Origin of the sequence: Bradyrhizobium sp. LB8.2 (assembly GCF_040548035.1) — a bacterium.
Classification (GTDB): Bacteria; Pseudomonadota; Alphaproteobacteria; order Rhizobiales; family Xanthobacteraceae; genus Bradyrhizobium.
Genome location: NZ_JBEPQV010000006.1, coordinates 192,949 through 218,889, shown reverse-complemented (window position 1 = coordinate 218,889; position 25,941 = coordinate 192,949). Strand labels below are relative to the sequence as shown.

Below are 25,941 nucleotides of genomic sequence, written 5' to 3'. Positions count from 1 at the left end.
AGTCTAGTCCCGCTGCGGCGTCTGCGAAGGGAACTGGAACAGGAGCGACCTGCTTGGATAAGTGGGATTGCTTATGGCTCGAATCGAAGACTATGCGCTCATCGGCGATTGCGAGACCGCAGCCCTGATAGGGATGGACGGCTCGATCGATTGGCTATGTCTCCCACGGTTTGATTCCGACAGTTGTTTCGCAAAGCTGCTCGGATCGGAGGACAACGGCTATTGGCGCCTGGCGCCCACGCAGTGGCAGTCGGTCGAGCGGCGCTATCGACCGGGCACCTTGATCCTTGAAACGATTTTCACCACGGCCGAAGGACGCGTTCGCGTCACCGATTTCATGCCGCCGAAACCCGGCGAGTCCAGGATTGTCCGGATCGTTGAAGGCCTTCAGGGTCGCGTTGAGATGCAAAGCGAACTTGCGGTACGCTTTGAGTACGGCATCACTGTACCATGGGTCAGCCGCCTTGATGATCGCGCTGTATCGCTGGTGGCCGGAGCGTCAAAGTTGGTGCTGCGGAGCGACGTGCCGGTCCACGGGAAGGGGATGAGGACGTTGGGCTCCTTCATCATCGCACAAGGCAAACTGAGGAGCTTTGAGCTTTCCTATCAGATTTCTCATCAGGAAGAGGCGCCCGCTGCAGACCCTTTCCATCTCCTTACCCACACCGAGTGCTTCTGGCGGGACTGGTCCGGCCGTTGCGCAACAGCCGGACCCTATTCGGACCATGTTCTCCGGTCTCTCATCACGCTAAAGGCTCTGATATTCCGGCCAAGTGGCGGCATCGTCGCGGCTGCGACCACTTCGCTGCCTGAGGAGATCGGCGGCTCCAGAAACTGGGATTACCGCTTCTGCTGGGTTCGCGATGCCACTCTCACTCTGCTCGCACTGATGGCAGCAGGATATTACGATGAGGCGCGCGCCTGGCGCGATTGGCTCATCCGTGCGGTCGCCGGCAGTCCGAACCAGCTTCAGATCATGTATGCCGTCTCCGGTGAGCGCCGGCTGACGGAGTGGGAAGTTCCGTGGCTTTGCGGCTACGAAAACTCCAAGCCGGTCCGCATTGGAAACGCCGCGCACACCCAGCTGCAGCTGGACGTCTATGGTGAGCTCACGGATGCGCTTTATCAGGCGCGCCGCGGCGGCCTCCCCGAGAACAAGAGAGCCTGGGCGATCGAATGCGCCCTCTTGGCACACCTCAAGGAGATCTGGACCGAACCCGATGAAGGAATTTGGGAGGTTCGTGGCGGCCGAAAGCAATTCACCCACTCGAAGATCATGGCATGGGTGGCGTTCGACCGGGCAATCAAGTCCGCTACGGAATTCGGCATGCATGGTCCGGTAGAGGAGTGGAAGGCGATACGGGACGCCATCCATGCCGACGTATGTCGACAAGGATACGACAGAGATCGCGCGACCTTTGTGCAGGTCTATGGCGAGAGGCAGCTCGATGCGAGCCTGCTGCTGATCCCTGCCGTAGGCTTCCTGCCGCCGGACGATCCACGCGTGATATCCACGATCGACGCTATCGAACGCGTGTTGGTCGCAGACGGATTCGTGCGTCGCTATGACACGGGCACGGCCAAGGATGGTTTGCCGCCGGGCGAAGGCATGTTCCTGGCTTGTAGCTTTTGGCTCGCGGATGCCTATCACCTCGTTGGCCGGAATGCGGACGCCAAGGCGCTGTTCGAGCGTCTTCTGTCCTTGTGCAACGGCGTCGGCTTGTTATCCGAGGAATATGACGTCGCCCGGCGCAGGCTGGTCGGCAACTTCCCGCAGGCATTCTCGCACATCGCCATGGTGAACACCGCCCATAACCTCACCCATCGCGACAAGCCGTCGGAAAAGCGCGGCGGAAAGAAAGCGCTGCCAAGCAAAGACGGACAAAGGACTCGCGGACTTGAGGGAGCCGAGCATGCCTGAAACGACCACCGATCCGGCCGCGCCTGCGGCTCCCGGGGCGCGGCAGCTTCCCGCCAGCCGCTTCCCTATCGTCCTGGAGGGACAACCAGCCTTGGTTACCGGCGCGAATTCCGGGATCGGGAAGGCGGTTGCGCTGGGTCTTGCCGCGTCGGGCGCCGATGTCGTCGTCAACTATGTCGTCAACCCCGTAGCCGCAGAGGAGGTGGCGCACCAGATCGAAGCCGGGGGACGGCGGGCGCTTGCGATCAAGGCGGACGTCAGCCGGGAAGAAGAGGTTCAAGCAATGTTCGCGACGGCCGTCGATCATTTCGGAACACTCCACATCGCCGTCAACAATGCAGGTCTGCAGCGCGACGCGCCCTTGCTCGATATGACGACCGAGCAATGGAACAAGGTGATTGCCGTCAACCTGACCGGCCAGTTCCTGTGTGCGCGGGAAGCGGTACGGGAGTTCAAGAGGCGCGGCGTGGCGCCAGAAATTTCCGTGGCCGCCGGCAAGATCGTGTTCATGAGCTCGGTCCATCAGGAGATCCCCTGGGCCGGTCACGCCAACTATGCCGCATCGAAGGGCGGAGTGATGCAATTGATGCGAAGCATCGCACAGGAAGTGGCGCCGATTGCGGTCAGGGCCAACGCCGTGGCGCCGGGCGCCATCCGCACTCCGATTAACCGTCCGGCCTGGGAAACCTCTGAAGCCTACCGCGAGCTGATGACTCTCGTGCCCTACAAACGCATCGGTGAACCCGAGGACATTGCCCAGGCCGTCGCCTGGCTTGTCTCGGATGCGGCCGACTACGTCACGGGCGCCACCTTGTTTATTGATGGCGGCATGACGCTCTTTCCGGGTTTCGCGACCGGCGGCTGACAGCGATGCTCGGCTCTGCTGAACGACTCCCCTTGAGAGCGGATGCAAACGAGGTGGTTCACGACGTCAGCTCGAGCTCCGACTTGAGTGCGACCAGGAAGCGGGCCGCTTCGCCACCGGTCACGATGCGATGGTCGAAGGTGAGCGACAACGGCAGCACACGCCGCACCGCAGGTTGGCCCCGATGCGCGACGGCCTGTTGGGAGATCCGCCCCGCTCCTATGATTGCCACCTGCGGGGGCACGATGACCAGATTGGCAAACCGGCCTCCCATCATCCCGAAATTCGACAGCGTAATGGTCGCGCCACGCAGCTCCTCAGGGGGTATCGAGCGCGCGATTGCATCAGCCCGCAGGCGGTCGAGGCCGGCCCGCAAGTCAGATACGCTGCGCTCTCCGACATCACGCAACACCGGAACGATCAGGCCGCCCTCGGTATCGACGGCGATGCCGAGATCGACACGCGCGATGAGGCGCCGTTCGCTCGTGCCGGAATTGAACCAGGTATTGAGAGCGGGTTCTGCCTTGCAGGCGGCAGCGATGGCCCGCACCAGACGGATCGTCACGTCCTCGCCGGTCGGCCAGTCGTCGATGTCGGCTTCATCAGTTACCGTGGCGGGAACGATTTGCGCATGGGCTGCCGTCATGCGTTGGGCCATCGCGCGCCGCATGCCTCGCAGCGGCTCGGCGGAACCGGCCGGGGACATGCCCTTCGCAGCCCGTTCGACGTCGGCCCGTGTGATGGTGCCGCCGGGTCCGGTGGCCTCGACGCTCTCAAGATGGACATCGAGGTTGCGTGCGAGTGCACGCACGGCCGGAAACACCTGAGGCTGCGGCCCGGTCGGCCGCTCGGAGGAGATGCCTCTCGTTGGCGGATGATCGCTGCTGCCGAGTTCACCGACAATTGTGCCGGTGTCCTGCTCGACGCCCTCGGCAAATTCGACGAGCGGCATGCCGACCCTCACGATATCGCCCTTGACGCCAAACACGTGCGCGATGCGTCCGCTCGACGGCGATGGTATCTCGACGACCGCCTTGTCAGTTTCGACGGAGAGGAGCGGCTGATCGGTGACGACGTGATCGCCTTCGTTGACATACCAGCTGACGATCTCCGCCTCTTCAAGACCTTCGCCGAGATCCGGCAGCATGAACTGGCGCATGGGACGAAGTCCGTCGAGATTTAGCTGAACTGGCACACCCTGCGTGCCCCGCTGACGATGCGTTCAACCGAAGGCATGTAGTATTGCTCGAGGCGTGCCATCGGAATGACGGTGTCGTAGCCGGTGACGCGGGTCACAGGCGCGAGCAGCGAGGACAGGCCATGTTCGGCGATAAGGGCTGCGATCTCCGCTCCAAATCCGCCGGTGTGTGCCGCCTCATGCACGATGACGCAACGTCCGGTCTTTGCGATCGAGCCAAGCACGGTGCTTTCATCATAAGGCTTGAGCGTGGCAAGATCGATGACCTCGGCAGCGATGTCTTCGGCAGAGAGCACGTCGGCCGCGGCCATGGTCTCTTTCAACACAGCGCCCCAGCCGATCAGCGTGAGGTCGCGACCTTGGCGGAGGACAAAGGCACGATCCAGCGGCAAGGCCTCGCCATTATCCTGCACCTCGCCTTTCGCCGCGCGGTATAGGCGCGTTGGCTCCAGAAAGACCACCGGATCGGGGTCGCGGATCGCGGCGAGGAGAAGTCCATAGGCGCGCTCCGGCGAAGAAGGAATCACGACGCGCAAGCCGGGAATATGAGCGAGCATCGCCTCGGTGCTTTCGGAATGATGCTCGGGCGCGCGAATGCCGGCGCCATGGGGCGTGCGCAGAACCATCGGACAGGTGAGCCGTCCCTGGGTGCGGTTGCGTATTCGGGATGCGTGGTTCACCAGTTGATCCAGGCAGGGATAAATAAACCCCATAAACTGGATCTCGCCGACGGGCTTCAGCCCCTGCGCCGCCATGCCGACGCAGAGTCCGCTGATCAGGAGTTCGGCAAGCGGCGTATCGAGGACGCGCTCCGCTCCAAAGCGCGTCTGCAGGCCTGCCGTCGCACGGAAGACGCCTCCGTTGATGCCGACGTCTTCGCCAAGCACGACTACATCCGGATCGTCCTCCATCGCGCGTCCGAGCGCGAGATTGACGGCTTCCACCAACGTGACCTCAGCCATCGTGCTCTCCCGCAAGTTCACGGCGCTGTGCGGCATACACCTCGGGCAGATCGGCATAGAGGTGATCGAACATGGTTTCGGGCCGCCGCGGTGCCGCTGCCAGATAGCGCTCGACCTCCGCCTCGACGCGATCATGGCACTCGGTGGCGAGCCGGTCTTCGTCGGCTTTGCTCCACATTTTCCGGCCAACAAGATAGGCCCGCAAGCGGGCGATCGGCTCTTCCTTCCAATGAGCCTGGACGTCATCAACCGAACGATAGCGTGAAGCGTCATCGGAGGTCGTATGGTCGCCGAGGCGGTAGGTGACCGCCTCGATGAAGCGAGGGCCTTTGCCGTCACGGGCCGCGGTAATGGCCTCGTCGGCGGCAGCGTGCATCGCCACCACGTCGCTGCCATCGACCTGCTCGCCGGTGAATCCCGCAGCGATCGCCTTCTGCGCCAGCGTCTCGGAAGCGGTCTGCAATCGCAACGGTACCGATATGGCCCATTGATTGTTGGCGGCAACGAACACGACCGGCAGTTTGTGCACGCCGGCAAAATTCATCGCTTCGTAGACATCGCCCTTCGAGGTGGCGCCATCGCCGAACAGGCACACGGCGACACGCGGCTCCTTGCGCAGCTTCAAGGCGTAGGCGACACCGGCGGCATGAGGCGCCTGCGATCCCACGGGAACGCAGAACGGAAAATCATGGGGCGGTCCGGAGAAGCAATTGCCTTGCTCGTCCCCGCCCCAGAACAGCAGGATCTCTTCAAGCTTGACGCCGCGCCAAAGCAGTGCGCCATTGTCGCGGTAGGAAGGCAACAGCACGTCTTCCTCCCGCATCGCACTGGCTATCCCAACCGACACCGCCTCCTGGCCGAGCGAAACGGCATAAGTCCCAAGCCGCCCGGTGCGCTGCAATGCAACGGCCTTTTTGTCAAAGAGGCGCAGCAGCACCATGGCCCGGTAGAGCGCGATGAGCAGGTCGGCATCGGAGGCGAAGGCGGGGAGCGGTCGGGCTATCGAGCCGTCTGCCGCGAGGTAAGCGCGGCGGCGCACCTCGAAGCGCGCGATCACGGGGAGATCCTGGACCACTCTTCTGCTGCTGGCCATGCTCTCACTCCTGGAGCAATTGTGCCCTCTTTCATCTTATTCAATTGGTGTTCGTGCCGAGACGATGCAAGACCGCGTCGGCTCTGCCTTGATGCGCGCTCGTTGCTGCACTGCAGGTTTACCGGGATCGGTCGTTGCCGAAAGGCTGGCCTCAGGCACAAAGAAAGCCCCGGCTCGCATCGGTAGGGGAACGGCGAGGGGCCGGGGCTTCATCCGCGGAAACCTCATTGAGGGTGTTGGCAGCGCCGTTACAAGGCGTTGTTTGATGCCCACACTCCAGCATTTAAGATGTGCGGCACGCGTTGCAACTTGCGCGAAAGGTTAAATATTTGAAGGAGGCTTGATTTGATACGAACCCGACCCGAAGCGCGCGAAAGGCGCGCCCGAGCTGCGCCGGCTCAGCCTGTCGTCTCAAGGATTTCGCTCGACGAACATCCGCCAAAGACATTCGAACAACGCCATTAGAATAAACAGCGTCGACGACGACATCAGAATGCCTGCCGCGAGCTGATGATATTGCGTTGCCTCGGTCAGCCGGAAGGCGACCAGCGCCGCGATGATCAGGCAAGACCAACCGGCCAAAGCGGGCGAATATTCTCGTATCAGCGCGGAAAATTCCTCGGCTATCGGCCTTCCTCCTGTCTCGGATTTGGTGACGGGATCTTCAGTGGTCATGGGCGTGACTCCTGCAAAAATATGGACGGCACATGCTGCATCACCGCCGCCTGCAACGGCGTGATGATCACGATGCGCTCGCGCCAATGGCCGCGGAATTTGGTGTGGGCGGCCGAAGGAGGTTCAGCGCAGCAGTGAGTTGCGCATCCCGACTGGTTCCGATGAGTTGCGGCTTAATGGGCGGCGACGCCGTTTCAGCGGACATACGCCCGCCGTTCGACCCGTCCTTGGATTTGGTGAGCGGCCCGGGATTGGCGAAAGCGCCATGGAGCTGGGCTTCGCGCCAGACCAGGGAATTTGCGACTTGTTCGTCGTTTGGCGCCTGGACGACGATGTCGGGCGTGATCCCATCGTCCTGAATGGACCGCCCCGACGGCGTGTAGTAGAGGGCGGTCGTCAGCCGCAGGGCGCCGTGGCCCTTGATCGTGATGATGGACTGAACCGATCCCTTGCCGAAACTCTGGGTCCCCATCACGGTCGCGCGGTGGCGGTCCTGCAATGCGCCCGCGACGATTTCGGACGCCGAAGCCGACGCGCCGTTAACGAGAACCACCATTGGGATATCCGGCAATAGCGCGCCCGTTTCGGGGGCCTTGAACGATCGATCGTCGCTACTGTTGCGTCCGTGGATGGAGACGACGGTCCCGCCACTCAGGAAATCGCCGGACACGTCGACCGCGGACGAGAGAAGGCCGCCCGGGTCATTTCTCAGATCCAGGACGAGGCCTGCTGGTTTGCCGCCGGCGTCCCGCTTCAGCGTCGAGATCGCCTGCCGGAGTTCGTTCGGCGTGTCTCGGCCGAACTCGCTGATCCGGATGTAACCGATGCGATCACGTTCCAACTTTGACTTGACACTATGGACCGCAATAACTTGTCGAGTGAGAGGTATCTCGAACGGTGGCTTGTCACCGCGCACGACCGTCAATTTCACCGTCGTTCGCGGATTGCCGCGAATCTTCCTGACGACCTCCATCAGCTCCGCGCCACGGGTGCTTTGGCCGTCGACTGCGACGATGCCGTCGCCTGGCTGGACGCCTGCATGGGCGGCGGGCGTGCCATCGATTGGGGAGATCACGGTTGGCACCCGGTTGTGATCCGTGATCTTCAGACCGACGCCGCCGAATTTTCCGTTCATGTCCTCCATGGACTCGCGGAATTCCGGCTCGGTCATGTAGGAGGAATGCGGATCGAGGCGGGAAAGCATTCCCTTCAGGGCATCGTCGGTGAGTTTGCTTGAATCGATTGGATGCACATAGTCCCGCTGAACGAGCTGCATCACGTCGGCGAGAAGCTCCACGTCGGGTTTCGAGACGCTGGTCGCAACCGCGGCAGCCAATCCGAGGCAAATGATTGCGGCCGATGCCGCGGACGCAATTGCCAATGCGCGCAGATGTGATCTCTTCATGTGATCCTCTTACCTATCGATGCGAGCCTGTCGCTGGACGTTGGTATGCTCCTCCTTCCACCACCAGAGTGCCGGGAACGCCGCCTCGCCATACTTCGGCATGTGCTCGGGATGATCAAAGCGGTCCCAGCGCGCGGTACGTTCGTTGGAAAGCGTCCATTGCGGCACGACAAAATGATTCCACAGCAACACCCGATCGAGCGCACGGGTCGCTGCGACGAGTTCATCCCTCGTGTCCGCGAAGACGATGCGCTCGATAAGCGCGTCGACCGCGGGATCCCTGATGCCGATCAGATTGCGCGAGCCATGCTGGCTTGCCGCATGCGAGCCCCAATAATTGCGCTGCTCATTGCCCGGCGTGAGCGATTCCTGCCAGTTGGCGACGATGATGTCGAAGTCCCATTCGCGCAGACGGTTGATGTATTGTATGTCGTCGACCAGGCGAACGCTGACCTTCATCCCGATCCGCTCCAGTAGCGGCTGATAAAACAAGATGACCCGCTCGAGGTTCTTGTCTCCAATCAGGAATTCGACGGTCATTTGTCTTCCGGTGTTGGGATCGATGAGAACAAGGTCCTTTATCTCGTACCCCGCCTGCGAGAGCAGATCGATCGCCTCGAGCAGATTGGCGCGCTCCGCCTTGTGATCCGGAGTCAGCGGATTCCAGTAAGGTGTCGTGAATACTTCCTGTGGCACCCGGGAGCGCATCGGCTGCAGAAGCTCCAGCTCGCGTCCCTGCGGGAGCCCCGAGCAAGCGAGTTCTGTTCCGTCGAAATAACTGTTGATACGCCAGTATTTTCCATAGAAGAGTTCCTGGTTCAACCTCTCGAAATCGAAGGCAAAGTTGAAAGCCCTTCGGACGCGCCGATCCGCGAATTTGGGGCGCCTCAGGTTCATGGCGAATGCTTGCATCATTCCGATGCTCCGGATCGGAAATTTCTCCAATACGACGCGGCCTTCTGATGCGGCAGGGAAGTCATACCCGGTCGCCCAGTTCTTGGCGGCGTTCTCGGTGCGCCAGTCGAGCGCGCCGGCCTTGAACGCTTCGAACGCGACATTCGGATCGCGGAAGTACTCGAACTGTAATTCCTGAAAGCTGTTGGCCCCGACATTGGCGGGGACCTCGTTTGCCCAATAGTCGGGCACGCGCTCGTAGAGGACGTAACGATCGGGCTCGAACTGCTTGATCCGGTACGCGCCGGAGCCCAACGGAGGTTCAAGCGTCGTCTTTGAAATGTCCCGCCGCTTGCCGGACTTGTCCGTTCCCTCCCACCAATGCTGCGGCAATACGATAAGCTGTCCCATGACCTGCGGCAGCTCCCGGATCCCCGGCGCATCGAAGTGGAATTTGACATCGCGGTCACCGGTCTTTTCGGCATGCAGGACATGGCGGTAGTAGACCGACAATTGCGGATGATATTTCCTGAAGGCTTTCAGCGAGAACAGCACGTCCTCGGGCAGGATCGGCCGGCCATCGTGCCATTTCGCCGCGGCTCGCAGCCGGAAGCTCACCCACGAGAAGTCTGCCGGGTAACGCGCAGCCTCCGCGATCAGTCCGTAGACGCTTGCGGCTTCGTCGAGCGAGGACGCCATCAAGGGATCGTAGATGAGCTCGATTCCCTCAGCCACGTCGCCCTTTACCCCGGCGACCACCATGTTGAAGCTGTCGAAGGTCCCCAGTGCGGCCTGGCGAACCAGGCCGCCGCGCTTGGCGCTTACATTCACATAGTCAAACTGCCTGAAGTTTGGAGGATATTTCAGGTCGCCCAGCAGACAGACACCGTGCTTCCAGGGTAGGGCTTGTGAAGCTTTCACCTGTGTGGGCTGCTGTCCCGCCTCCAGAAAGGGCGCGAAAGCGGAAAGAGCAGTTGCCCGGAGAACATCTCTTCGACTGAGGATCACGGGCGATCAAATGACTCGCGGCATCGCCCCCGTTATCTGAACGAAGCTGGCGTAAGAAGGTTCCAGCAGAAGCCGTCTGCGTGGGCGCTCAGCTCAGACGTGTTTCTGTCGCGTTCGTTACGATCGGACCAATTGATGAAGGCAGGACGCGGAAACGTTCAGCTTCGGGGGATCGTTGCGACCAGTGGGTGCATCCGGAGTCACATCATGCCTCACCGCACCGGACGCGATGAGAGTCTCGATCGTCCGTCACTGCCTGTGCCAGACCTGAGACTCTTTCATCGGGGCTCGTCTCGTATGCCCGTTGGTGGAAGACGAATTCGCGCGCAACGAGCGCCGCCGTTGGCGCCGCGTCGTTCTTGGCTCTTCATGTCGTCCAGGAACCAAATCCTCAAGCGTGCGGAGCCATGGTTTCCAGATCGATCTTCGTGGTATCAGGTGTGCGGAGCGTCGCAAGAATGGCCAAGGCTGCGTACACCATCACCAGCAGACCGATATAGATATAAGCTTGGTGAATCCCATAGGCATTCAGCATCAATCCCGCGAGAATCGGGATCAGCCCTCCGCCATATACTCTGCGAGATCTGATAGGCGGCGCTCGCACCCGACGCGCGGTAGCGGGTCGGAAAACTCTCCGTATATAAAGTAGGGATGGCGCCGTAGCCATCCAAATACAAAGCCGAAGCCGATGATGTCGCCGATCGCGGCTAGAGCAAAACTTCGGGTGTTGACCATACGGAAGTAGGGGATGGCGAACACGAGCAGAACGCCCGCGGCGATCAAGAGAATTGTGCGCCGGTCTATAATGTGGGCAAGCAACGAGCCGATGATCGTGAACACCAGCATGAAGGCCGCAGCAATAAGCCCGATGACCTCCGGGGTGGAGCCCGCGAAGCCGACGGCCTTCATGTAGCTCGTACCGAAGACGCGCCCCCGAACATGGCGTTGACCAGTGATGTCCGCAGAATGGTGAGCGGCATTTCACGCCAGACCTGGGTGGCCGGATACTGCAGCAGAGCCTGCTCCGCCTTATTGCGTTCGAACACCTTGCTCTAGATTCCCAAAAAAGCGTGCGGCAACGTCAGTGGTCTTGCGCAGACGCGGCACACGCTGACTGCGAGCGCGTCAAGCGCGGCCGGCGAGCCGCTAGAGTCGTTCCAGTGCCTAGGCGTGACGATTGATGACGTCGACGACCTTCTTGCTGCTGGGATCGACGATCAAAAGCTCGTGCTTCAGCAGAGCATAGTCATATGGTTTCAGCGTGCTTACTTGCCGTCCAAGGTTGGCTGGGACGGGCTTTAGCGCAACGTCGTTCGGAACCGTTGCGCCCACGCGGGGCGTAAAGTCTGCTGGTGCCTTCTGGGCCATGGCGATTCGTTCGACATCCTTCCAGGCCAGCTTTTGCTGAGCGCTTGTCAACGACAGTCCTGGCTTCGTCATTTCACGCATGGCCGAAGGCTGAGCCATCTTCGACATGGTTGAGCCTTGCTCCGCAGCGGATGCGATGCCGACGCTGGATGCGAGTGCGACCGCTGTCGCGGCGACGACGAGGTGAGTTTTCATGGTGAATATTCCGGGTTGCGTCGCCCCCTTGGGAAATGAACATCCACGAAATCGAGAAGGTTGCATTAAATTGCAGTCATGTGTGCGTTCGCAATTGTGCGAGCGTTCGCAATGTTGGCCGGTCCATGCCGTCTCGTTGTGATCCTTTGGTTCATCCCATCGGCGGTTCGTTTTCCGACGGGCACGACGGTGACCGCTCGTTCTTTAGGGGGATGTTTGGAACTCCCCACATCAATTTGCGTTTTGCTCGCGCGCGAGCCCTTCAGCTGCCGTCTCCGGGAGTTCTTCCGGCGAAATCCGTTAGACGAAGCCGCGTGGATCGTGAGCCGATTGAGCCGATGCGGCTTGCTTTTCTGGTGTTCCTTCATGAGCGCAGATCCCAACCAAGAACCTGTCTCGCACCCGTCTCGGCGATCCTGGTTTGGCTATGCGGTCGCGATCATGGTGGTGGCGATCGTCGGCCTGACCGGCTCAGCCTCCTGGCTCCTGGCAGGCTTCCACTTTCCTGCGGTGGCTGAGATTACCTCGCCGCGGGTCATTGTGCTCGCGTCGAGTAGCGGACAAATTGTGCCTCATGCTGGAGAACTGAGATTGGCGCCGGTTGCGGCAAAGGACATGCCGGCCAACCTTATCAACGCGGTTTTGAGCATCGAAGACCGACGTTTCTACCGGCACGGACCGCTCGATCTCTCCTCCGTGCTGCGGGCGCTCAGGCAGAATATTGAAGCCCGCAGGATTGTCGCCGGCGGCAGCACGATCACCCAGCAACTCGTGAAGACGAATTTTCTCGGTCCGGAGCGGACGTACCGGCGGAAAATCCGAGAAGCGATCATCTCGACCTGGCTCGAGCATCATCTGACGAAAGATCAGATTTTGACCAGCTACCTCAACAGCGTCTACCTGGGATCCGGAGCAACGGGTTTTCCGGCTGCTGCCAAGCTCTACTTTGGCAAAAGTGCCGTCGATTTGAATCTGGCCGAAGCGGCCATGCTTGCCGGAATGATCAACGCGCCGGAGCAAGACGATCCGTTTCACGATCTCGACGCGGCGCGCCGGCGTGCCGCAACTGTTCTGGACGCGATGGTAGCTAACGGAAAGTTGACGGAAGGCGAGGCATTGATGGCGAAGCTGCATCCGGCCATGCCCAATAGAGCCAACATCATGCCGACTTCGAATGGCTGGTTCGGCGATTGGGTCTATAAGAAGGCCTTGTCGGCGACGCCGGCTCATGCCGGTACCGTCCAGATCCGAACGACCCTCGATCCGCGACTTCAGCAGAAGGCCGCCGAGATCGTGAAGACAACGCTGGCCCAATATGGCGCCGAAAAGCACGCGAGTGAGGCCGCGCTCGTTGCGATGCGCCCGGATGGCGCAGTGATCGCGATGGTGGGTGGGCGGAACTATGCAAACAGCAGTTATAATCGCGCGGTGCAGGCCAGGCGGCAACCCGGCTCTGCCTTTAAGCTGTTCGACTACTACGCAGCTCTCCGGCGGGGCTATACCCCCGAGGACGAAATTCTTGATGCGCCAGTCGACATTAATGGCTGGCAGCCGGCCAATTACGGGCACCAACACCATGGCAATGTCACCCTTGCCGACGCATTCGCCGATTCACTGAACGATGCGACTGTTCGGCTGTCGCAGCAGGTGGGCATCGATCAGGTGATTGCCGCGGCGCGCGATCTAGGCTTGCATGCGCCGCTCCAGAACAACCCGAGCCTTGCCCTTGGTACGTCCGAGGTGACGCTCCTCGATTTGACGGCAGCCTACGCGGCAGTTCGCGCCGGCAAGGCGCCCGTGACGCCATGGGGCATCTCGGCGATCAAGACACAGGACGAGCCGAATTATGTGACCACGGACGGTCGCGGTGGATCGCAGCACAGCTTGGGGCAACATCAGGCCGAGCTCATCAAATTGCTGCAGGGTGTCGTCGACCACGGTACCGGTCATGCGGCGAAGCTGCAGAGCTTCGCGGCAGGCAAGACCGGAACGACCCAGGATTACAGGGACGCGTGGTTTATCGGCTTCGACGACTCCCTCATTGTCGGCGTCTGGGTCGGTAACGACGATCATAGTCCGATGAAAGGCGTGGTCGGCGGTTCCTTGCCGGCGATGATCTGGAAAGCCTTCATGGAGCAAGCCGGTACGCCCACGACGGCAAGCCTGGGTCCGACAACAAGCCCGCAAGGGTCAACATCGTCAGACGAGACCTCCATATCCCCTGAACAAAGTCCCACGCTTCCGCCGCCGGAAGCGCAGACCGCGCAGTGTAATGTTCCGGCCTGTGAGGAGTTCTATAACTCGTTTCGGGCTTCGGGTTGCACCTACCAGCCATATTGGGGGCCGCGACAATATTGTGAGCGTTGATCGCACCTGTGGCGGCTACTGGAAGGCGGCATTTCCCGAGACCACGAAATTGAGGGCAGGGCGCGGCGATGGCCGCACTTCGGCTTACTGAGGTCCTCCATGTTCCCAGAGAAATGGCGAGTTAAGTGGCACCGGTCTCTGCGGAGGTGGTGGAAGCGTCACGCGAGCGATCTGGCCCTCGGCATCGAGCGTATCGGACTCGCATCGCTGCGCTTTCCAGGAGCGGTTGGATTGCTGGCGCTCGTACTGGCGGTGTTCTGTGGATTTGGCATCACCCGGATCAAGATTGACGATTCCCTCAGCCAGCTCTTCCATTCGGATACGCCTGAGTTCAGATTGTATCAGCAGGAGACGCGGAGATTCCCTTCCAGCGAATTCGACGTTCTCGTCGTCGTTCAGGGCAAGACGCTGCTGCAGCGCGCGTCGGTCGCGAAGCTGCGGAATCTCGTCATCGACTTGCAACTGATCGACGGCGCCCGTGGCATCATCTCGTTGTTTTCCGCCCGCGAGCCGCCAGCGGCCGGCAAGCTGCCCGAACCTTTGATCCCCAACGAGCTGCCGCAGGGGGCGGATTATGAGCAACTGGTCCAGCGAATAAAGTCGAATGAGATTCTTCGTAACAAGCTGCTCTCCGGGGACGGTACCCTGACCCTGATCGTCCTTGCGCTGGACCCCGATGCCGTACAGAGCACGAAGCTCTCCGGCATCGTCGACCAGATACGGCAAACGGCTCATAATGACCTGACCGGCACGAGCCTGAAGGCAAGCATGACGGGGGTCCCCGTCATGCAACTCGAGATCCGGAACGCGCTACAGCGCGATCGGGTCATCTACAATGCATTCGGCTTTGCGGCAGGCTGCCTGATCGCGATGGCTTTCTTCCGACGCGTGTCGTTCATGATTGTCGCCGCCGTGCCCCCGCTGCTTGCGATCTTGTTGGGCCTGGGAACGCTTGGGTGGCTGAACTTTCAGCTCAACCTGTTCCTGAATGTCATGACGCCGCTGATCATGGTGATCAGCTTCTCCGACAGCATGCAGCTCACCTTCGCAGCGCGAGACAGGCTGATCGCCGGCGCCGACCGCCGAACGGCCTTTCGCGATGCGATCCTGATAGTCGGACCCGCATGCGTGCTTACGCATGGTACGGCGGCCCTATCCTTCATTGCGCTGCAATTTTCGCAATCCGATCTCATCCGCAGTTTTGGCGCGGCGGGTCTCATCTCTACGGCGATTGCGCTTGTAACGGTGCTGACGCTTGTGCCGCTGTTCGGGAGTCTTCTTGTCAGGCACGAAGGAACGCTTGCTGCGCGCGCGGGAAAATCCGATCTCGGAGTGGAATTCTTGCGGACCTTCTGCGGCTGGGTCGCCGCCCGCATGGTGAGCCGTCCCGCGATCTACAGCTTGGTCGGGCTGCTGGTGGTCGGCGGCCTTGGCGCCGTTTATGCCCAATTGCAGCCGCGCTACCGGCTGGCAGATCAGGTGCCGGATCAGGGGCAGGCTGTTGCCGCAAGCGACCGCCTGGATGCGGAGCTGACCGGCGCAAATCCCATCAATGTCATGATTCAGCTTCCTCCGGACGTTTCCCTCTATGCGCCTCAGTCCTTGCAGTTGATCGCGGAGGTGCATCACGTGATGGAGAGCGAACCGGGAATCGGGAATGTGTGGTCACTTGAGACCCTGCGGCGCTGGCTGGCCGAGAAGGTCGGAAAAAGCGACGTCGCCACCCTGAAGCAATACGTTGACGTCCTGCCGCAATATCTGGTCAGGCGCTTCATCTCCGCCGATCAACACGCCGTCATCGTCGCGGGCCGGGTTCCGGACCTTGACGCCAGCAGGATACGTCCGATCGTTCGCTCGCTCGACAAAGCACTTGGACCGATCCGTGCGCAAAACCCCGGCTTTACGATATCCGTTACCAGCCTGTCCGCCATCGCTGCCCGCAACAGCGCAATCATGATTGAGAAGCTCAATCGCGGGTTGACGGTCGAGGTGGTCTTTGTTGCTGCGTTCATCGGCCTCGCATTTCGCTCGTGGCGCGTGATGGCCGCCAGCCTCCTGCCGGCGATATTCCCGATCGTGGCGGCGGGAACGCTGCTCTGGACGCTTGGCGATGGATTGCAGTTCGCGAGCGTGGTCGCGCTAACCGTTTCGTTCGGGCTCGGGATGAGTGCGACCATTCACTTCCTGAACCGGCTGAGGCTTGAGGAGCGGTTTGGCGATAAGATCGACGTCGCAGTTCGGCGTGCGACCGTCCTGATGGGGCCGGCGCTTATCCTGACGTCGATCGTGCTTGCTTGCGGGATGGTGGTGACGGTCTTTTCGAGCCTGCCGTCATTGCGGCTGTTTGGAGGGTTGGCGACCCTTGCCATGATATTGGCACTGGTGGCCGATCTCACCATCCTGCGTCCGGTCATCACCTTTCTGCGCTCGACGCGAATGACCTGAGACAACCTGCGAGCGGAGCGCTTCGATATCCTCTTCCTCGAGCGTCTCCTTCTGCAGCAGCAATTGCGCCGTTCTTTCGTGAACCGTGCGACGCGAGGTGATGATGGCAACGGCGCGTTCCAGCGCGTGTCCCACCAGGCCACGAACGGCGTGGTCGATCAGCCGCTCGGTCTCGTCACTGAACTCGCGCCCATGGGCGCCGCGGGGATCCTGGGCTGCGAACATCGAAGGACGCTCACGCTCATAAGCGACGTGGCCCAGTTTCTCGTCCATTCCGTAGCGCAACACCATGCTCCGCGCCGTGTCCGTGGCCTTGAGGAGATCATCCGCAGCGCCGGTCGAAAGATGATGGAAGAACACCAGCTCGGCGGCGCGGCCGCCGAGCAGGACGGCCATACGGTTATCGAGCTCCTCGCGTGTCATCAGGAAGCGGTCCTCGGTGGGGCGCTGGATCGTGTAACCAAGTGCCGCAATTCCGCGAGGGATGATCGATATCTTGTGGACCGGATCCTCACCAGGCAGGCTCATCGCGACGATGGCATGCCCGAGTTCGTGGTAGGCCACGATCCGCCGCTCCTTCGGGATCAGGAGACGGTTCTTTTTCTCCAGGCCGGCGATGATGCGCTCGACCGCCGCGGTGAAGTCGCGAAGCTCGACGCTTTCGCCGCCCCTCCTGGTAGCAAGCAAAGCGGCTTCGTTGACAAGATTGGCGAGGTCGGCCCCGGTAAAGCCGGGGGTCAGTTCAGCAATCGTTTCATGATCGACATTGGCTGCAAGCACGGCTTTCTTGAGGTGCACCTTCAATATCGCGATGCGGCCCTTCTTGTCCGGACGGTCGACCAGGACCTGGCGGTCGAAGCGTCCGGCGCGCAGGAGGGCGGGATCGAGAATCTCCGGCCTGTTCGTTGCAGCAATCAGGATGACGCCTGTCGTCGGATCGAAGCCGTCCAGCTCCACCAGGAGCTGATTCAACGTCTGCTCCTTCTCGGCGTGACCGCTGAACGGATAAGCGCCGCGTACCCCGCCAAGCGCGTCGAGCTCGTCGATGAAGATAATCGCCGGCGCCTCCTTGCGAGCTTGCTCGAAGAGATCGCGCACCCTGGCTGCGCCGACGCCGACGAACATTTCGATGAATTCGGAACCGAAGATCGAAAAGAACTTGACGCCTGCCTCTCCCGCGACCGCGCGCGCCAGCAATGTCTTGCCCGTCCCTGGCGGCCCTACCAGCAGCACGCCTTTCGGTACTCGCGCTCCCAGCCTCCCATAGGCCCTGGGATCGCGCAGGAAGTCGACAATTTCCTTCAGTTCCTCCTTGGCCTCATCGACTCCCGCGACATCGGCGATGGTTACCTTGGTGTCCTTCTCCACGTAGATCTTGGCGCGGCTCTTTCCGATCGCCATCATGCCACCGCCCTGCTGCGCGAAGCGCCGCACGACGAACATCCAGACGCCGAAGAATAACAGCGTCGGAAGTATCCAGGAAAGAATGTTCGGCAGCCAGGTGTTCGGCGCCTCGCCGAAATAGGTTACCTTGTGCTTGTCGAGTTCGCCCGCCAATGCCGGGTCGACCCGTGTTGTGGCGAATTGCCTGATCCCGCTTTTTTCGGGCCGCTTGAGCACTCCCTTGATTTTGTTCTGCGCGACCCAGACCTTGTCGATCTTGTTCGCGTCGAGCAGAGTTTGAAACTGGCTGTAGGGAATGGCCGTGTATTGCTTGCTCCCCTAATAAAATCCCTGCAGAAGCGAGAACACCACGAAGGCCGCGAGGATGTACCAGATGTTGATCTTTGTCTTCGAGTCCATCTCGTAGGTCCTATGCAGGCTCGTAGGCCCCTATGCAGGTCCGGTTCTGCTCCGGAAAAATCGGACGCGAAAATCCAACCGGGTGTCGCCGCGCTTGGAGAACGCGCGACGGCAGGCCCGTCACCGTGTCCGGCCGATCGGCACGGCAACGAAGTGCGTGTTGTCCGATGTCTTGACCTGCATCAAGACATCGTGCCTGCCGTCGGAGACTTTGCGTCCGCAAGGGCGTTGCGACGGTCAGCTGCTTTGCTGACGCTCTTGCCAGCCACTGCAAGGATCATGTCGCCGGACTGTTCGAGATGCCTCAGGTACCGGTGGTTTCGCCACCCATGATCGGTCCGAACCGCTGCCAGGTTTCACCCTTGAATCGGATCAACTGAAGCTGCCTGATCGGGGAGAAGTTGTTCGCGCTGGTGTTGATGGTGATTCCGGGCAGCAGCATGCCCGGGTCAAAATTGTTCAGGTTCGCAGCCTGTTTCATGATGTTCGTACGCGTCAGATCGTTGCCGCATTGCTTGAGCACCTCAACCATTGTCCGAGCCACGGCATATCCATAGACGGTTGCCGCGTCGGATTTGTCTACATCGGGCGCATATTTGTCCATGAAGGCGTTCCACTGCTTCATGTCCTTGTCGCTCTTCCATTCGGGATCGGTTGCATCCTTCAGGTAAGCGGCCGAGATGATTCCCTGCGCAGCGTCAAAGCCGGCTGGCTTCAGGACGCTTCCGACGGAGGCGCTGACATTGTTCAGGAAGAACGTCGGATGCCAACCGATTTCGCTCGCCTTCCGGATTGACTGCGCGGCGAACTTCGGGGTCGAAAAATCGACAAATACGTCCGCCCCGGACGCCTTCAGATTGACGATCTCGGAGTCGATCGCCGGCTCCGATATGTCATAGGCCTGCTCCGAGACGATCATACCCTTCGCCTTGCCGCCGAGACCATCGGTCAGGCCCTTGAGGTAGTCCTTGCCGTAATCGTCGTTCTGGTAGAGGACACCGATCTTCGCGTTCGGCTTGTTCTTCAGGATGTATCTGGCGTAAATGCCGGCTTCGGCCTGATAGTTGGGTTGCCATCCCATCGTCCATGGAAAGTTTTTCGGATCATTCCATTTGGTCGCGCCGGTTGCCACAAACAATTGCGGCACCTTCTTCTCGTTCATGTAACGACGAATGGCCGTGTTCGTCGGCGTACCCAGGGAATTGAAGATCAGTAGCACTTGATCGTCTTCGACAAGCTTGCGGGCCTGTTCGACCGTCTTGGGCGGACTATATCCGTCATCGTAAGAGATGAAGTCGATCTTGCGGCCATTGACGCCGCCTTCGTCGTTGACCTTGCGGAAATAAGCCGCCTCGACGCGGCCAATCACGCCGTAGGCGGACGCGGGACCGCTGTATGGCATGATATTCCCGATCTTGATTTCGGTATTGGTGGCACCGGGATCGTATTGGTTAGCCGCCAGCGCGGATCCCGCTGTGACCATGAGGGCGACAGCCGACACCGTTGCGGCTCGCCAGAATGCAGGGCGCATCGTCCTACTCCTCGTTGTTTCGCCTTCGGAAAGGGAAGGTGAGGTGAGACGCCCCTTGGCGGACAACGCGGCTTCTTCAATTTGGTTCAACAATTGTAACCGATGATTGCTTGCAGCGCGTGCCTGAGACATACGCTCGCATCGTGGCGGCGCCATGCGCCACATGCGCGCTGCACGGTCATCTCCAGTTTCGGCGATGGTTCGCGTTCAGCCGCGGCGGTGCGGCCTCATTCAAGAGTATACCAATGTCAATGGGAACGCCGGGTGCAAAGGCCGGGTTAAAAGTGTTGGGCTGGGCTATCAAAAGGAGCTCGTTCATGTGTGATTATAGCCTTCATGCCGTCGCTTCGCGGCCGGCTGAAGTTGCCGAGACGCTGATCTCGGCTGAGTTCAGAGGAACGACCACGCGCGGCTTCGCGTCGGCGCGTGATCCGACAGTGGCGGTCTGCCTCTTGCCGGGCACCGAGATCGCCTTCGAGCAGGACGTTCGTGTTCGCGGATTCATGTTCCAGAAGAAGGTTCGAGACCGGATGGCTCGTTTCCGCCAGCTCGACAGGAGCCCGGACAGGCACCGCGATGCGTTGGAATTCTCAAACGGCAGGATTATCCTGGTGACCGATCTCGTCATTGGGCAGAAGGCAAGCGTCTTGCAGTTGCCGGTCAATCCGGCAAAGCCTCGCGTCGTTATCGAGATGGCCGCCGGCACGCGACCCGTAGCCGTTTAGCGGACGCGGGCGGGAGTTGTTGCCGGGATACAGCCGGTGCTTCCTGCCCAGCGCGGCTCACCGTTCCGGTCAGCTTAGGCCGCAGCGCACCAGATTTAAGAGCGACGGCGGTCGAGCGGCGACCTATTGGGCCGCCTCGGACATATGGGGGTCTGTCTCTGGAAGCGGCTTGGTTTGCCGAGGCCGGCCCATCAGCACCGGCTGAAACAGAACGGCCGCTGCCATGGTGCACAGTAGCGCCAGCGCCATCATCTTGCCCATGCTTGACATGCCCGGGTAGTCGGAGGCCCACATGCTTCCGAACGCGACTGCATTCGTCATCGCGCTAAATACCACCGCGCGCGTAAGCGTCGATTGCAGCAAGCCGGTTTTGCCGGCTCGCCATGCCTTGATGTAGTAGATTTTGAACGCGACGCCGACGCCCAGCAGCAGCGGCAGCGCGACGATGTTTGCGAAATTGAGCGCCAGGCCCCAAACGACACTGAGCTCGAGCGTAACAGCGCCGGCAATCAGGAGAGGGACGAGCGTCAGCAGTACGTCTGTGACGCGCCTGAGCGCGATGAACAGCAGGATCGCGATCGCGACCAGAGCCAAAATCCCTGCCTCGATAAAGGCAGTTGTAACTGTCTTTCCGGATTCGTAGTAACTGATTGCCGAACTCGTGGCCGCGGGGGCAACTCGAAGTACCGCTTCCGCGAATCGGCGCAGCACATCAGTCGCGTTCGGATCGCCTTTCGGTATCGCCTGAACGCGCGTTCGGCCATCCGGCAAAATCCAATCCTGGACGAGACTTTGAGGCAGCGTTTTCAGGCTTACGGCTTCGGGCGCGAGGCTCTTGCGAAGCCGATCGAGATCATGGGTCAGCGGGGGGGCCAGCGCCGCTTCGGCCTTTCTCCGCATGTCTGCGTCCGCGTCCGCGAGTCGGTCGAGCAGGCTGGAGACATTGCGCGCGGCGTCGGCGCCCGGGCCTTGTGTGTCGCCCGCAGCTTGTTTGAGGGCCTGGGCAGCGTTGCGGATTGCCGCAACGTTGTCCTGATCGCTCGGAGCCGGCAACTTGTCCCGAGGGTTGATAACGCGGTTGAGAGTTCGCGACGCGCCTCGCAGAAGAGCGATCTTCTCGTCCTGTTCACCAGGGATGAAACTGCTCAACGTCAGGGTCCGCGAAACCTCCGGAAGCTCGCCGAGTTGCTTGGCCAAGCTGTCGGCCTGCCCGAGGGAGGGCGCCAAAATCTCGGCAGTATTGCTGCTGGTCTGAGGATCACTCTGCAGTTGGCGATAGGTGATGACCGCCGGCGAGGCCGGGCTCTGCAGATCGACCGGGTTGAAGTCGAAGTGCACGCGCATGAGCAACGGAGCGCCGCCCAACACGACGATGATCGTGCCTGCGATCACCGCAATGCGATGGCGCTGCAGAAGATCATCCAGCGGCGCGAGACCATTGAAGCCGATCGCGGCGGGTTCTCCCGGAGGGTTTAGCGCCGCAAGCATTGCCGGCACCAAGGTGATGCTGGAGATAAACGCGATCAACATGCCGAAACCGGCAATCAGCCCCAGTTCTGAGAGGCCGCGGTAGCTTGTCGGAAGGAATGCGAAGAACCCGACGGCGGTCGCCGCTGCGGCCAGCGCTAGAGGACTACCGGCTTTTTGCGCGGCGCTCCGCAATGCCGCTCGCAAATCACCAAGCTCGTGACGCTCGGTACGATAGTGTACGCTCAACTGGATACCAAAGTCGACGCCGAGACCGATAAACAGCACAAAGAAGGCGATCGAAATCAGATTGAAAGATCCCACCATGAGCAGGCCAAGCGCTGCGGTCGCCGCAAGCCCGACGACCAGGCTGAAGAAAACCGCAGCGATGATTTTCCAGGAGCGGAGCGCAAGCCAGAGGACGATGAGCACGCCTACCAGTGCCGACAGGGTGTCGCGCAAGGCGCTTTTGCGGATGACCGAAAACTGATCGTCATTCATCGGCACCTGGCCGGTCAATGCCACCGTTGCGTCGCGGCTTTCTCCGAGATTCAGATCTGCCGCCGCGCGATGAATTCCGTCCGTCGCTGCCTTTCCGGGCTGAAGCGCCCTGAAGTCAAGCCTGGGGGCGACTTCAATGAAATGACGCCGCTGGCCGACAGGCAACGAATGGCCTTGCAGCAGTTCCTGCCACGAAAACCAGGCCCGTTGGCCGGAAAGTACGTCGTTTAGCGTATTTTCGGCAAGCGAGAGCGGCCAGACGAGTTGATCGAGCTTGATTTTCCGGGATTGGACGAGTTCAGCCGAAAACGACAGCGATTTCATGATGCCGCGCAGGCTTGGATCGGCGGCGAGGTTTGACAGGATCGGGCGGGCGCCGATCAATCCGCTCATGGCTTTCTTGATGTCCGCGGGGTCGTTGAACAACAAACCATTGCGCTCGAAGTACTCTCCGCTCTCAGGTTGTCCCACTTTTTGGAACAGGTCCGGGTCTTTCGATAGCCTTTGCGCCAATTCGTCTGTTGCAATCTCGGCATTCTCTGGTGTCGGCGCTGTCACAACGACGGAGATCGCTCGTTGTGGAAAAGCCTCGTTCAACTCAACTTGACGCTCATGCCAGGGGAGATTTTGGGAGATCAGCGCCTCGACGTCGGTATTTACCGAGAACGTTAGAGCGTCGAACGTTGCGCTGCCCAGCAGAAGAAGGGCTCCGACAACGATGATTGCCAATTTGTGGCCAGCACAGAAGTCAACAATGTTTGCAGTTGCTGCGCTGATCATGGCTATTTCATCGGCTCACGGCAGATAACAGGAAGTCACCCGAGGCGTCGGCGACGCGAGCGTCCGGTGTGGTCATTGTAAATTCGTCGATGCCGGGAACAGTTCCGCGCCTGATCCGCGCACCTGCTCGATTCACTTGCCGTACGGACTAAAGTTCAAGGTCCGATGCACCAACGTTGCAATTCCGATAGTCGCATCTGTTCGCGCTTTTGCTGGCTTGCGCGCAAGAGTCCCCGCGAGGTCCGAGGTCGCGGCGGCATAAGTCAGCTTTGTGCGCTGAAACAGCTATCACCTGGGCGGGCCGCGGGCGCCCGCGATTGCGGCTGACGCAATTGATCCAGATCAATATTGAGGATCAAAGCGTGCCGAAGAGCAGGGCGCTAAGCTGGACGGCGCCGACGGGGCAACGCAGGCCGCGGCTTGCGATCAAGTTCAAAGGACATGCCAACATGCGTGCATCGATCGTATTGGCTACCTCTCTGGCAATTGCGCTCTGCGCCGCATCCGCCCGAGCGCAACAACCTGACAAAGCGCCGGTAACGGTCAAACTCGGCGTGCTCAGTGACATGTCCGGGCTCTACGCCGATATCGGCGGGCAGGGCTCGGTCATTGCAGCCCGCATGGCGGTCGAGGATTTCAATCCGGCCAGCCACGACATGAAGGTCGAGATCGTTTCCGCCGATCATCAGAACAAACCCGACGTTGGATCGGCGATTGCCCGCAGGTGGTACGATGTGGATCACGTGAACGCAATCGCCGACGTGCCCAACTCTGGCGTGGCGCTCGCCGTCAGCAATGTAACGCGGGAAAAGAACGGGGCGTTTCTGATCTCGGGCGCTGCGGATTCCGACCTGACGGACAAGCAGTGCTCGCCGAACACCGTGCACTGGACCTACGATACCTGGGCGCTCGCGCACGGCACTGGAGAGGCCATTGTGCGGAAGGGCGGCAAGGGCGGCAAGACCTGGTTCTTCATTACCGCGGACTATGCGTTCGGCCATGCGCTGGAACGCGATACGGCGGCCGTTGTCAAGGCGGCGGGCGGCGAGGTGCTCGGCGCTGTGCGCCATCCCCTGAACACAGCCGACTTCTCCTCGTATCTGCTGCAGGCTCAGGGTTCGAAGGCGCAAGTCATCGGGCTAGCCAATGCCGGTGGCGACACCATCAACGCGGTCAAGCAAGCCGCTGAGTTCGGCGTTGTCCAGCGTGGACAGCGGCTGGCCGGACTTCTCGTCTTCCTGACAGACGTTCATGCCCTCGGTTTACAGACTGCGCAGGGCTTAACGCTGACCACCGCATTCTATTGGGACCTCAATGACAAGACGCGAGCATTCGCAAAGCGTTTTGCCGGCCTCGACGGCGGCAAATATCCGACCATGGTTCAGGCCGGAGTGTATTCCTCCGTGCTTCACTATCTCGAGGCGGTCGCCAAGGTCGGTTCTGCCACAGACGGAATGAAGGTCGTCGAGGCGATGAAGGCGACGCGGTATGACGATCCGCTATTCGGAGACACCATGGTTCGCGAGGATGGCCGGGCCGTCCATGCCATGTATCTGGTCGAGGTCAAGAAGCCAGCCGAATCGAAGGGCGCCTACGACTATTTCAAGGTCCTTGACAAAATTCCGGCTGACAAGGCGTTCCGGCCGTTGGCCGAGGAGAAAGGCACGTGCGGATTGGTCAAGACGACAATGCAGACCGGTTCGGCAAAATAGCTCTTGAACGTGTGGATGGTTCTTTCCGACCAAACGACGAAGCAGTGGCGGCACCGCTGCTTCGTCTTCAGCTAGCGTTGTTTGGCGTGGTCATTCCGTCGCATTCGACGGCTGCGACCAGGTTCGTGCAGTACGCGCGACCGAGGGGTCCATGAACCCCATGACGGCACTGGTCAGGGTACTCCCGGTCAAGAGCACGGTGGCTCCGAGGACCAGGAGCGCCACGAGCGAGAGTACGCCCGGATTCGTTCCGGTTACCGCGAGAATACCGAGCACGATCGCGGCAAGACCCGAAAGGCACTGCAAAACCGCCGAGCCGGAGGCCATTTCACTGGCAAGGAATTCGGCTCCCCAGATCGTACGCGGGGCGGCGGACCGGTAACAAGCCTGCTTCGCTCGGTAGAGATGCCACACCGAATTGCTGCTCAGAAGCAGCGCGCTCCCAAAGCCGATCACCGCGACCGCGGTGAGCGTCTGTGATGAGATGCCGATCAGGGCGAGCACGCCAAGCACGATGCCGGCTGCTCCGACCAGGAACAGCGCCGAAAGTCCACCGCCTCCTGTGAACTCTTCGACTGTACCGGCCATGCCGGACGGCACGGTCAGCTTTGTGTACTCGGTGAGCATGGTGCCGCCTTGTATCAGCAGCGCCGCTCCGAAGACGATGGTTGCGATGCCGCCCAGCATGGATTGATTCACACCCGACAACGCTACGATTGCCAGAATGACGGTAGCAATGCCGCCGATCGCATCGACTACTCCGCCGTACGTTGCGGCTTCCTGGAATGTGGTTTCAGAACTGGTGGTGATAGTTGACATGGGAACCTCCTTTGTGAGGTGCGCCGATGTCGGTTGATTTCTTCGCGGACGAAAGCAGGAGCTACTGTCAGTGTTCCAGTGATGCTTTGGCGGGGAAACTATCGGCGGGCAACCAGTGCTTCGTTTGAAGCTCGTTGCCTTGTTCTGCGCACCTCTGTTAGTTAGGACAAAACACATCGATCGCCCGCCCGTTCCGTTAGCCTTTCG

General features: G+C 60.7%; 18 protein-coding genes and 1 pseudogene. 6 read left to right on the top strand and 13 right to left on the bottom strand.

Annotated elements, in window-relative coordinates; translation table 11 throughout:
- Positions 1–73 precede the first annotated feature (73 nt).
- Both ABIB06_RS10635 and ABIB06_RS10630 read left to right on the top strand, forming a co-directional pair.
- Positions 74–1,921, top strand: coding sequence for a glycoside hydrolase family 15 protein (locus tag ABIB06_RS10635; RefSeq protein WP_354069002.1), 1,848 nt, complete (start codon positions 74–76; stop codon positions 1,919–1,921).
- Positions 1,914–2,786 (top strand): glucose 1-dehydrogenase, encoded by an 873-nt coding sequence (locus ABIB06_RS10630; protein ID WP_354069004.1) that lies wholly within the window; start codon positions 1,914–1,916, stop codon positions 2,784–2,786. The genes ABIB06_RS10635 and ABIB06_RS10630 overlap by 8 nt, the downstream gene beginning before the upstream one ends.
- A 58-nt stretch (positions 2,787–2,844) precedes the next feature.
- On the opposite strand, the gene ABIB06_RS10625 is transcribed toward ABIB06_RS10630, so the two are convergent.
- The 9 genes from ABIB06_RS10625 to ABIB06_RS10585 all read right to left on the bottom strand — a co-directional run bounded on the left by ABIB06_RS10625 (position 2,845) and on the right by ABIB06_RS10585 (position 11,584).
- Positions 2,845–3,945 (bottom strand): dihydrolipoamide acetyltransferase family protein, encoded by a 1,101-nt coding sequence (locus tag ABIB06_RS10625; RefSeq protein ID WP_354069006.1) that lies wholly within the window; start codon positions 3,943–3,945, stop codon positions 2,845–2,847.
- Positions 3,946–3,965: 20 nt separating this feature from the next.
- Positions 3,966–4,946, bottom strand: coding sequence for an alpha-ketoacid dehydrogenase subunit beta (locus tag ABIB06_RS10620; protein ID WP_354069008.1), 981 nt, complete (start codon positions 4,944–4,946; stop codon positions 3,966–3,968).
- Positions 4,939–6,039, bottom strand: coding sequence for a pyruvate dehydrogenase (acetyl-transferring) E1 component subunit alpha (gene pdhA, locus ABIB06_RS10615; protein ID WP_354069010.1), 1,101 nt, complete (start codon positions 6,037–6,039; stop codon positions 4,939–4,941). The genes ABIB06_RS10620 and pdhA overlap by 8 nt, the downstream gene beginning before the upstream one ends.
- A 411-nt stretch (positions 6,040–6,450) precedes the next feature.
- Complete coding sequence (locus tag ABIB06_RS10610; protein ID WP_354069012.1) at positions 6,451–6,714, bottom strand: hypothetical protein; 264 nt, start codon at positions 6,712–6,714, stop codon at positions 6,451–6,453.
- A gap of 67 nt (positions 6,715–6,781) precedes the next feature.
- Positions 6,782–8,011 (bottom strand): S41 family peptidase, encoded by a 1,230-nt coding sequence (locus tag ABIB06_RS10605; protein ID WP_354125590.1) that lies wholly within the window; start codon positions 8,009–8,011, stop codon positions 6,782–6,784.
- Positions 8,012–8,128: 117 nt separating this feature from the next.
- Positions 8,129–10,021 carry an extracellular solute-binding protein gene (locus tag ABIB06_RS10600; RefSeq protein ID WP_354069016.1) on the bottom strand — a complete coding sequence of 631 codons (1,893 nt, stop codon included), beginning with the start codon at positions 10,019–10,021 and terminating at the stop codon, positions 8,129–8,131.
- A gap of 391 nt (positions 10,022–10,412) precedes the next feature.
- A complete protein-coding gene (locus ABIB06_RS10595; RefSeq protein ID WP_354069018.1) occupies positions 10,413–10,556 on the bottom strand; it encodes a hypothetical protein in 144 nt (47 codons plus the stop codon).
- 20 nt (positions 10,557–10,576) lie between these two features.
- Positions 10,577–10,930: a hypothetical protein gene (locus ABIB06_RS10590; RefSeq protein WP_354069020.1), complete on the bottom strand. Its 354-nt coding sequence runs from the start codon at positions 10,928–10,930 to the stop codon at positions 10,577–10,579.
- Positions 10,931–11,185: 255 nt separating this feature from the next.
- A complete protein-coding gene (locus tag ABIB06_RS10585; protein WP_354069022.1) occupies positions 11,186–11,584 on the bottom strand; it encodes a DUF1236 domain-containing protein in 399 nt (132 codons plus the stop codon).
- Positions 11,585–11,950: 366 nt separating this feature from the next.
- Between ABIB06_RS10585 and ABIB06_RS10580 the strand changes: the two genes are divergently transcribed.
- Both ABIB06_RS10580 and ABIB06_RS10575 read left to right on the top strand, forming a co-directional pair.
- Positions 11,951–13,951 carry a PBP1A family penicillin-binding protein gene (locus ABIB06_RS10580; protein ID WP_354069024.1) on the top strand — a complete coding sequence of 667 codons (2,001 nt, stop codon included), beginning with the start codon at positions 11,951–11,953 and terminating at the stop codon, positions 13,949–13,951.
- Positions 13,952–14,050: 99 nt separating this feature from the next.
- Positions 14,051–16,396 (top strand): efflux RND transporter permease subunit, encoded by a 2,346-nt coding sequence (locus ABIB06_RS10575; protein WP_354069026.1) that lies wholly within the window; start codon positions 14,051–14,053, stop codon positions 16,394–16,396.
- On the opposite strand, the pseudogene ftsH reads toward ABIB06_RS10575, so the two are convergent.
- Positions 16,283–18,199: pseudogene (gene ftsH, locus ABIB06_RS10570) on the bottom strand (ATP-dependent zinc metalloprotease FtsH). The gene ABIB06_RS10575 and the pseudogene ftsH sit on opposite strands and share 114 nt — an antisense overlap.
- Before the next feature lie 304 nt (positions 18,200–18,503).
- The gene (locus tag ABIB06_RS10565) at positions 18,504–19,682 is read right to left on the bottom strand and encodes an ABC transporter substrate-binding protein (RefSeq protein ID WP_502916547.1); all 1,179 of its coding nucleotides are present in this window, start codon (positions 19,680–19,682) and stop codon (positions 18,504–18,506) included.
- A 365-nt stretch (positions 19,683–20,047) separates the two neighbouring features.
- Here ABIB06_RS10565 and ABIB06_RS10560 point away from each other — a divergent pair, with 365 nt between their 5' ends.
- On the top strand, positions 20,048–20,455 hold the full coding sequence (locus ABIB06_RS10560; RefSeq protein ID WP_354069070.1) for a hypothetical protein: 408 nt from the start codon (positions 20,048–20,050) through the stop codon (positions 20,453–20,455).
- A 123-nt stretch (positions 20,456–20,578) separates the two neighbouring features.
- Here the strand turns inward: ABIB06_RS10560 and hpnN are convergent, their stop codons facing one another.
- Complete coding sequence (gene hpnN / locus ABIB06_RS10555; protein ID WP_354069028.1) at positions 20,579–23,203, bottom strand: hopanoid transporter HpnN; 2,625 nt, start codon at positions 23,201–23,203, stop codon at positions 20,579–20,581.
- 449 nt (positions 23,204–23,652) lie between these two features.
- Here hpnN and ABIB06_RS10550 point away from each other — a divergent pair, with 449 nt between their 5' ends.
- Positions 23,653–24,915 carry an ABC transporter substrate-binding protein gene (locus ABIB06_RS10550; RefSeq protein ID WP_354069072.1) on the top strand — a complete coding sequence of 421 codons (1,263 nt, stop codon included), beginning with the start codon at positions 23,653–23,655 and terminating at the stop codon, positions 24,913–24,915.
- 90 nt (positions 24,916–25,005) lie between these two features.
- On the opposite strand, the gene ABIB06_RS10545 is transcribed toward ABIB06_RS10550, so the two are convergent.
- Complete coding sequence (locus ABIB06_RS10545) at positions 25,006–25,734, bottom strand: hypothetical protein (protein WP_354069030.1); 729 nt, start codon at positions 25,732–25,734, stop codon at positions 25,006–25,008.
- Between the last annotated feature and the right edge of the window lie 207 nt (positions 25,735–25,941).